Raw genomic sequence first — 7,150 nt, forward strand, 5'->3', positions numbered from 1 at the left:
ATAAAAATCCCTTAAATATTAATAGGAAAGATTATGAATAACAAAATGAAAGCAGCCGTTGTTGAGCAATTTGGCAAACCTTTAGTTCTACGCGATTTAGATATTCCATCACCGAATGCAGGGGAAATATTAGTTAAAACAGAAGCCTGCGGTGTATGCCACACAGATTTACATGCAGCAAACGGTGATTGGCCATTAAAACCAACTCCACCATTTACTCCTGGCCATGAAGGCATTGGGCTAGTTACCAAAATTGGCGAAGGTGTTACAAGCGTAAAAGTAGGCGATAGAGTCGGTGTTCCGTGGCTATATTCAGCTTGTGGACACTGTGAATTTTGCTTAAGTGCTTATGAACCAGTATGTCCTGATGCTGAGTTTGGTGGCTACACTAAAGATGGTGGTTTTGCCGAGTATATTATTGCCGATCCTAATTACGTTGCACTTATTCCTGATGGCTTATCAGCAGTACAAGCGGCCCCTATAATTTGTGCTGGTATTACAACTTACAAAGGTATTAAAGAAACCGATGCTAAACCAGGTGAATGGGTAGCAATTTCAGGTTGTGGTGGACTTGGTCATTTAGCGATTCAATATGCCAAAGCGATGGGTCTTAAAGTGTGTGCGATAGATATTGATGACAGCAAGCTTGAACATGCAACCTTACTTGGCGCCGATGCAATCGTAAATGCTAAAACAGATAATGCAGCAGACACCGTCAAAGAAATAACGCAAGGTGGCGCCCATGGCGTACTTATTACGGCTCCTTCCCTACCAGCATTTGAGCAAGGGGTTAATATGACCCGTAAACACGGTACATGTGTTTTAGTTGGCTTACCACCTGGTGAGTTTCCGACGCCATTATTTGATGTAGTAGCAAATTGCATCACCATTAAAGGATCATTTGTTGGGAACCGCAAAGATATGGCCGAAGCGCTCGCTTTTGCGGCACAAGGCAAAGTTAAGGCGGATATTGAATTACAGCCTTTAAGCGCTATTAATGAAATATTCGAAAGACTCGAACATGGCAAAGTACCATCTCGTGTAGTTATTGATTTTACACTTTAGCTAGCAATAAATACGGTGGAAACATGTTAGTAAATAACATATTTCATCGTATCGCTAATTCCATAACGCCTAGATACATATTAATTCCTCTTCATGGCATTTAAATCGAGGTTCGACAATGAAAATTGGTGTTCCAAAAGAAATCCACACAGGCGAGCGACGAGTCGCGACGACCCCAGATGTAGTAAGTAAATTAACAAAGCTTGGTTTTGATGTCGTCATTGAAACTGGTGCAGGAATGGCGGCTAATTACGCCGATGATGCGTATGGCGAAGCTGGTTGTAAAATAGTCAACTCAGCACAAGATGTATGGGCACAATCTGATATTGTACTAAAAGTACAAGCACCTGAAGGTGATGAAAATACATTACTAAAAAGCGGACAAACATTAATCTGTTTTTTATGGCCGGCACAAAACCCTGAGATGCTAAAAGATTTAACTCAGCGTGGTATCACCGCCATTGCAATAGATAGTATTCCTCGTATTTCTCGAGCACAAAAAATGGATGCTCGCAGCTCAATGGCTAATATATCAGGCTATCGTGCAATTGTAGAAGCAGCTCAACATTTTGGTCGATTTTTTACCGGACAAATTACAGCCGCAGGAAGAGTTGCTCCTGCTAAGGTACTTGTAATTGGTGCAGGTGTTGCAGGCTTGGCCGCAATAGGAGCGGCAAAAAGTATGGGCGCAATTGTTCGCTCATTTGATACGCGTGCTGAAGTAAAAGAGCAAATTGAAAGCATGGACGCTGAGTTTTTAATGCTCGACTTTAAAGATGAAGACGGCTCAGGCGAAGGCGGTTACGCTAAAGTAATGAGCGATGAATTTATCGAAGCCGAAATGGCATTGTTTGCAGCGCAAGCTAAAGACGTTGATATAATTGTTACTACCGCACTCATACCCGGAAAACCAGCGCCTAAATTGATCACCAGCGAGATGGTTGCATCAATGAAGAGCGGCAGCGTAATAGTCGATCTTGCAGCCGAACAAGGTGGAAACTGTGAATTAACAGTCCCGGGTAAGGTTGCCGTATGCCATGGTGTATCGATTATTGGTTACACCGATTTACCAAGTCGCCTTGCTGCACAATCGAGCCAATTATACAGTAATAACTTATACAACCTGTTAGCCGAAATGACCCCAGAAAAAGACGGCAAACTCTTTGTTGATATGACAAACGATGTTGTTTTAGGTGCAACTATATGTACTGAAGGAAAAACAACTTGGCCGCCACCAGCACCCACACTATCTGCAACCCCTAAAAAGGTTGCGGCTACACCTAAACCCACGGTTGTTGAGAAAAAGAAATCGGTATTTGGACCTATAATTGGCGCCGCTATCGGTGCATTAGCATTGCTTGGGCTTGGTGGCGTTGCACCCGCTGATTTTATGTCTCATTTTACCGTTTTTGTCTTAGCCTGCTTTGTAGGTTATATGGTTATTTGGAGTGTATCGCCTGCACTACATACGCCTTTAATGAGTGTAACCAATGCCATTTCAAGCATTATTGTTATCGGTGCTTTAATTCAAATAAGCTCAACAGACGACACCATTAAATGGTTTGCCGTTTTTACCGTGTTAATTGCGAGTATTAATATTGTTGGCGGCTTTGCTGTAACACATCGCATGCTCAAAATGTTCCGTAAGTGAGGTTGTCATGATTAGTACTGGTATTGTAACCGTGGCATACATTGCTGCGATGGTTCTTTTTATTTTGGCTTTAAACGGTCTATCCAATCAAGAAACTGCCCGTAAAGGTAATTGGTATGGTATTTCAGGCATGGTGATAGCACTTTTGGCGACTGTTTTAGGTGTTGTTACCAATAACTATATTGAGTTGATGATTGCATTATTAGTGGGTGGCAGTATTGGTTTACTTGTAGCAAAACGAGTGCAAATGACTGCAATTCCAGAGCTGATTGCTATTTTACATAGTCTAGTCGGGCTCGCGGCTATAATGGTTGGGTATGCTAACTTTGCGGATGCTTCTAGTCATTTTACAGGAATTGACTTAACCATTCACGATATTGAAACCTATGTAGGTGTTTTAATTGGTGCTATTACACTTTCAGGTTCAATTACCGCTTTTGGTAAATTATCTGGTCGAATAGGCAGTAAGCCTTTAACACTACCAGGGCGACACATATTTAACCTTGTTTTATTAGTTGCTGTAGCGTGGCTTGGACAGCAATTCGTTGTGCAGTCTGCTGTTGGTAATGGCATGTTGCCGCTGGTTATTATGATAGCGCTTGCTTTAGTTTTTGGTGTTCATATGGTTATGGCAATTGGCGGTGCCGATATGCCGGTTGTTATATCTATGCTTAATAGTTATTCAGGCTGGGCCGCTGCCGCGACAGGCTTTATGCTAAATAACGATTTACTCATTGTAATTGGTGCATTAGTTGGTTCAAGCGGAGCTATTTTGAGCTATATAATGTGCAAAGCTATGAACCGAAATTTCTTATCGGTAATTGCCGGTGGATTTGGTAGTAGCAATGTAAAAGCTTTACCTGCTGGGGATCAAGAACAAGGTGAAGTACTAACAATCAGTGCAACCGAAACAGCAGAGCTGCTCATGAACGCAAAAGAAGTAATGATTATTCCTGGATACGGAATGGCCGTTGCAAAAGCGCAGCAAATAGTCTCTGAACTTACAAGTAAATTACGTGAAAAAGATATTAACGTGCGCTTTGCAATACACCCTGTTGCAGGGCGAATGCCTGGACAAATGAATGTGTTATTAGCTGAAGCTAAGGTTCCTTACGACATTGTTTTTGAAATGGATGAAGTAAACGACGATTTTCCACAAGTCGATGTTTCACTTGTGATTGGTGCAAACGATATTGTAAATCCGTCAGCACTTGATGAACCAAATAGCCCTATCGCCGGCATGCCGGTACTTGAGTGCTGGCATGGTAAAGCGTCTATCGTTTTAAAGCGCAGTATGGCAACCGGTTATGCTGGGGTGCAAAATCCACTATTTTTTAAAGAAAACACACAGATGCTCTTTGGAGATGCCAAAGACACGTTAGTCGAAGTTGTTGCTGCACTATAAAAGTAACATTACAAAGCCGTGGAGGATTCCATGGCTTTGTTGCTAGTTATTAGTATGTATATGCCCTATCAATACCTTTTCAAACTAAAACAAACTGCGGTTCAACATTAAAGCTCACTTCTATTATGAAAATTAAGTTATTGCCCACAGTAGGCTCAAAACATAGGAATAAATATGGGCTAAGTAAAGTATTCAAATATATAGGACCCGGATTACTCATAACCGTTGGCTTTATTGACCCTGGTAATTGGGCTTCAAATATTGCGGCTGGCTCAATGTTTGGTTACACATTATTGTGGATGGTAACATTATCAACCCTAATGCTAATTGTACTACAGCACAATGTCGCGCATCTGGGTATTGTTACGGGTGATTGTTTAGCTGAATCAGCAATGAAAAACTTGAATATTCATGTTGCTAGGTCAGTTCTTTTTACCAGTATTATTGCCGTTATATCTACCGCTTTGGCTGAGATACTCGGTGGGGCAATTGCCCTGCACCTTCTTTTTGATATTCCTATACTCATCGGCTCTGTCATTATTTTAGTTATTGTTATTGTATTGCTGTTTACCAACACTTACTCAAAGCTTGAAAAGCTTATTATTGGTTTTGTTTCTATTATTGGATTTTCATTTTTATATGAAATGAGCATTGTTAGTATTGATTGGTCCAAAGCACTTACAAGTTGGGTAACGGTTAGCATTCCTGATGGATCTATTATGATTGTAATGGCAGTACTTGGTGCCGTAGTTATGCCTCATAATCTATTTTTACATTCAGAAATAATTCAAAGTCGAAAATGGAATAATGAAAATGAAGCCGTTATTAAAAAGCAATTAAGGTATGAGTTTACAGACACATTAGTATCTATGATTATTGGCTGGGCTATAAATAGTGCAATGATAATACTTGCCGCAGCTGCATTTTTTGATAAAAAAATAATCGTTACTGAATTAGAACAAGCCCAACATCTTCTTACGCCAATGCTTGGCTCAAAGGCCGCATTAGTTTTTGGAATCGCATTACTATTCGCCGGAATATCTTCCACAATAACGGCGGGGATGGCAGGCGGCTCTGTTTATGCTGGAATATTTAAAGAACCTTATAATATAAAAAATAACCACACTAAGGTTGGTGTGGCGGGTATATTAATTATCTCGACATTACTTATATTTTGGATTTCTGACCCATTTAAAGGTTTAATCATTTCTCAAATGGTATTAAGCATTCAATTACCCATTACCGTCTTTTTACAGATTTATTTAACATCATCGCAAAAAGTAATGGGCAAGCATAAAAATTCAAAAGTGATGCGTTTATTATTGTTATTAATTGGCTTAATTCTAACTATTTTAAATATTATGTTGTTTGCCAGTTTTTTGTAAGATCGCTTATTTAAGTCGCGTTTAAATTTAATGCTATAAAACGGACTCACTCATAATTATTAAATATAACGGCAATTAAAATCAGCCTATATATTATCCGCTTTTCTAAAATTTTTTGATTACTGTATTTTATCCAAATAATCTGAGTTGCTCTTTAAACACTGAATAATAGTACTATGCAATTTTTTTATTTTTATAGGCTTAGCTACATGAGCGCTTATACCTATTGATAAATAATGCGTAATATCTTCCTCAATCACATTTGCCGTTAAGGCTATGATTGGAATATTAGCAATCCTTTTGTCAGGATCCCTTCGGATTATTTTTGTTGCCTCAACACCATCCATAACAGGCATATGAATATCCATCAGTATCATATCGAACTCTCCTGATTTAACAGTTTCAGTACATTCGAGCCCATTCTCAACTAAATGAACTATTACACCTCTTTTCTCTAAAAGATCAGCAATAATTAATTGGTTAATTCCGTTATCCTCTACAACTAAAACTTTTAAGCCTGCCAAAGAGTCTTGGTTGGATGATAGAGCCAATTTTGTTGAATCTAAAATATTTGTTTCAATTACATTATGCAAAACACTTGTTGAAACAGGCTTTTGTAAAATTGTATTTATATTTAATTTTTTTGCTAAATGATTTATTGAATCTTTATCGTAAGCTGTAAGTACAATAATAACGTCGCAAGGTTTAGAATCCATATAATTTATACGTGTTAAAAAATGCTCGCCATCTATAATTGGCATAGTCCAATCTGTAATAATAACTTTAAACTTACCCACTTCTTTTTCAAGAATATAAAGTGCCTCTTGCGCTGATTTACACAAAGTACACCTTAACCCCATTAAAGTGAGTTGTATCTCAATCGCGTTAAGCGCTAACATATTGTCATCAACAACTAACACATCAAAAGCATCTGGAAACGTTAAGTTGTGTTTATCCGATATAATCACTTGATTATTAGGTTTTATTTTAATCGATGCTATAAATTCACTTCCAATATTTAATGTACTTTTTACAGAAATATCACCATCCATTAGTTTACATAAACGCTTACTTATCGTTAATCCCAAGCCTGTCCCTCCAAAATTCCTGGTGGTAGAGGTATCTTCTTGAGTAAAGGCCTCAAATAGATGAGGTAAGTTTTTTGGCGCGATCCCTACACCTGAATCTTTAACAATAAAGTGCATTTGTATTGGTTCATATTCATTTAAATTAGTTTCTGCTTCAATGCTAACTGACACTTGTCCTTGAGATGTAAACTTAATCGCGTTAGAGCATAAATTTAACAGAACCTGATTAATTCTAACAACATCACCCATTAAATCAGGTGTTACATTCGGTGAAACATTAACTACAAACTCTATTCCTTTTTTTTGCGCCTGGTTTTCAAATGTTGTTTTTATATAGTCCACTACAGAGTTGATAGAAAAAGGATATTCTTCTAAATTAATATTGCCAGACTCAATTTTGGAAAAATCTAAAATATCATTAATTACAGAAAGTAGCTGATCAGAGGAGTATTTTATCTTATTTAAATATTCTTTTTGCTCTAGGGGCTGTTGATCTTTGTAGTATATATATTAATCAGCCCACATTGGTAGCCACATCATAGTAAATGCTAAAGCG

The 7,150-nt window shown here is 38.2% G+C and carries 5 protein-coding genes and 1 pseudogene; 4 read left to right on the top strand and 2 right to left on the bottom strand.

Translation table 11 applies throughout. The annotated features are described in order from the left end of the window. Nucleotides 1–45 precede the first annotated feature (45 nt). The 4 genes from adhP (at nt 46) to AAEY68_RS04380 (ending at nt 5,506) form a co-directional block, all read left to right on the top strand. Complete coding sequence (adhP, locus tag AAEY68_RS04365) at nt 46–1,065, top strand: alcohol dehydrogenase AdhP (protein ID WP_197113038.1); 1,020 nt, start codon at nt 46–48, stop codon at nt 1,063–1,065. 118 nt (nt 1,066–1,183) lie between these two features. Then, the gene (locus AAEY68_RS04370) at nt 1,184–2,716 is read left to right on the top strand and encodes a Re/Si-specific NAD(P)(+) transhydrogenase subunit alpha (RefSeq protein WP_166109414.1); all 1,533 of its coding nucleotides are present in this window, start codon (nt 1,184–1,186) and stop codon (nt 2,714–2,716) included. A gap of 10 nt (nt 2,717–2,726) precedes the next feature. Then, nucleotides 2,727–4,121 (top strand): Re/Si-specific NAD(P)(+) transhydrogenase subunit beta, encoded by a 1,395-nt coding sequence (gene pntB, locus AAEY68_RS04375; protein ID WP_166109479.1) that lies wholly within the window; start codon nt 2,727–2,729, stop codon nt 4,119–4,121. A gap of 125 nt (nt 4,122–4,246) precedes the next feature. Then, the gene (locus AAEY68_RS04380) at nt 4,247–5,506 is read left to right on the top strand and encodes an Nramp family divalent metal transporter (RefSeq protein WP_166109415.1); all 1,260 of its coding nucleotides are present in this window, start codon (nt 4,247–4,249) and stop codon (nt 5,504–5,506) included. 119 nt (nt 5,507–5,625) lie between these two features. Here AAEY68_RS04380 and AAEY68_RS04385 read toward each other — a convergent pair whose 3' ends face one another. Continuing rightward, complete coding sequence (locus AAEY68_RS04385) at nt 5,626–6,936, bottom strand: response regulator (protein ID WP_502935706.1); 1,311 nt, start codon at nt 6,934–6,936, stop codon at nt 5,626–5,628. A 90-nt stretch (nt 6,937–7,026) separates the two neighbouring features. Continuing rightward, a pseudogene (locus AAEY68_RS21895) lies at nt 7,027–7,101 on the bottom strand (hypothetical protein); the annotation flags it as partial. Nucleotides 7,102–7,150 lie beyond the last annotated feature (49 nt).

Source organism: Pseudoalteromonas sp. RB2-MNA-CIBAN-0110, assembly GCF_040309305.1.
Taxonomy (GTDB): domain Bacteria; phylum Pseudomonadota; class Gammaproteobacteria; order Enterobacterales; family Alteromonadaceae; genus Pseudoalteromonas; species Pseudoalteromonas arctica.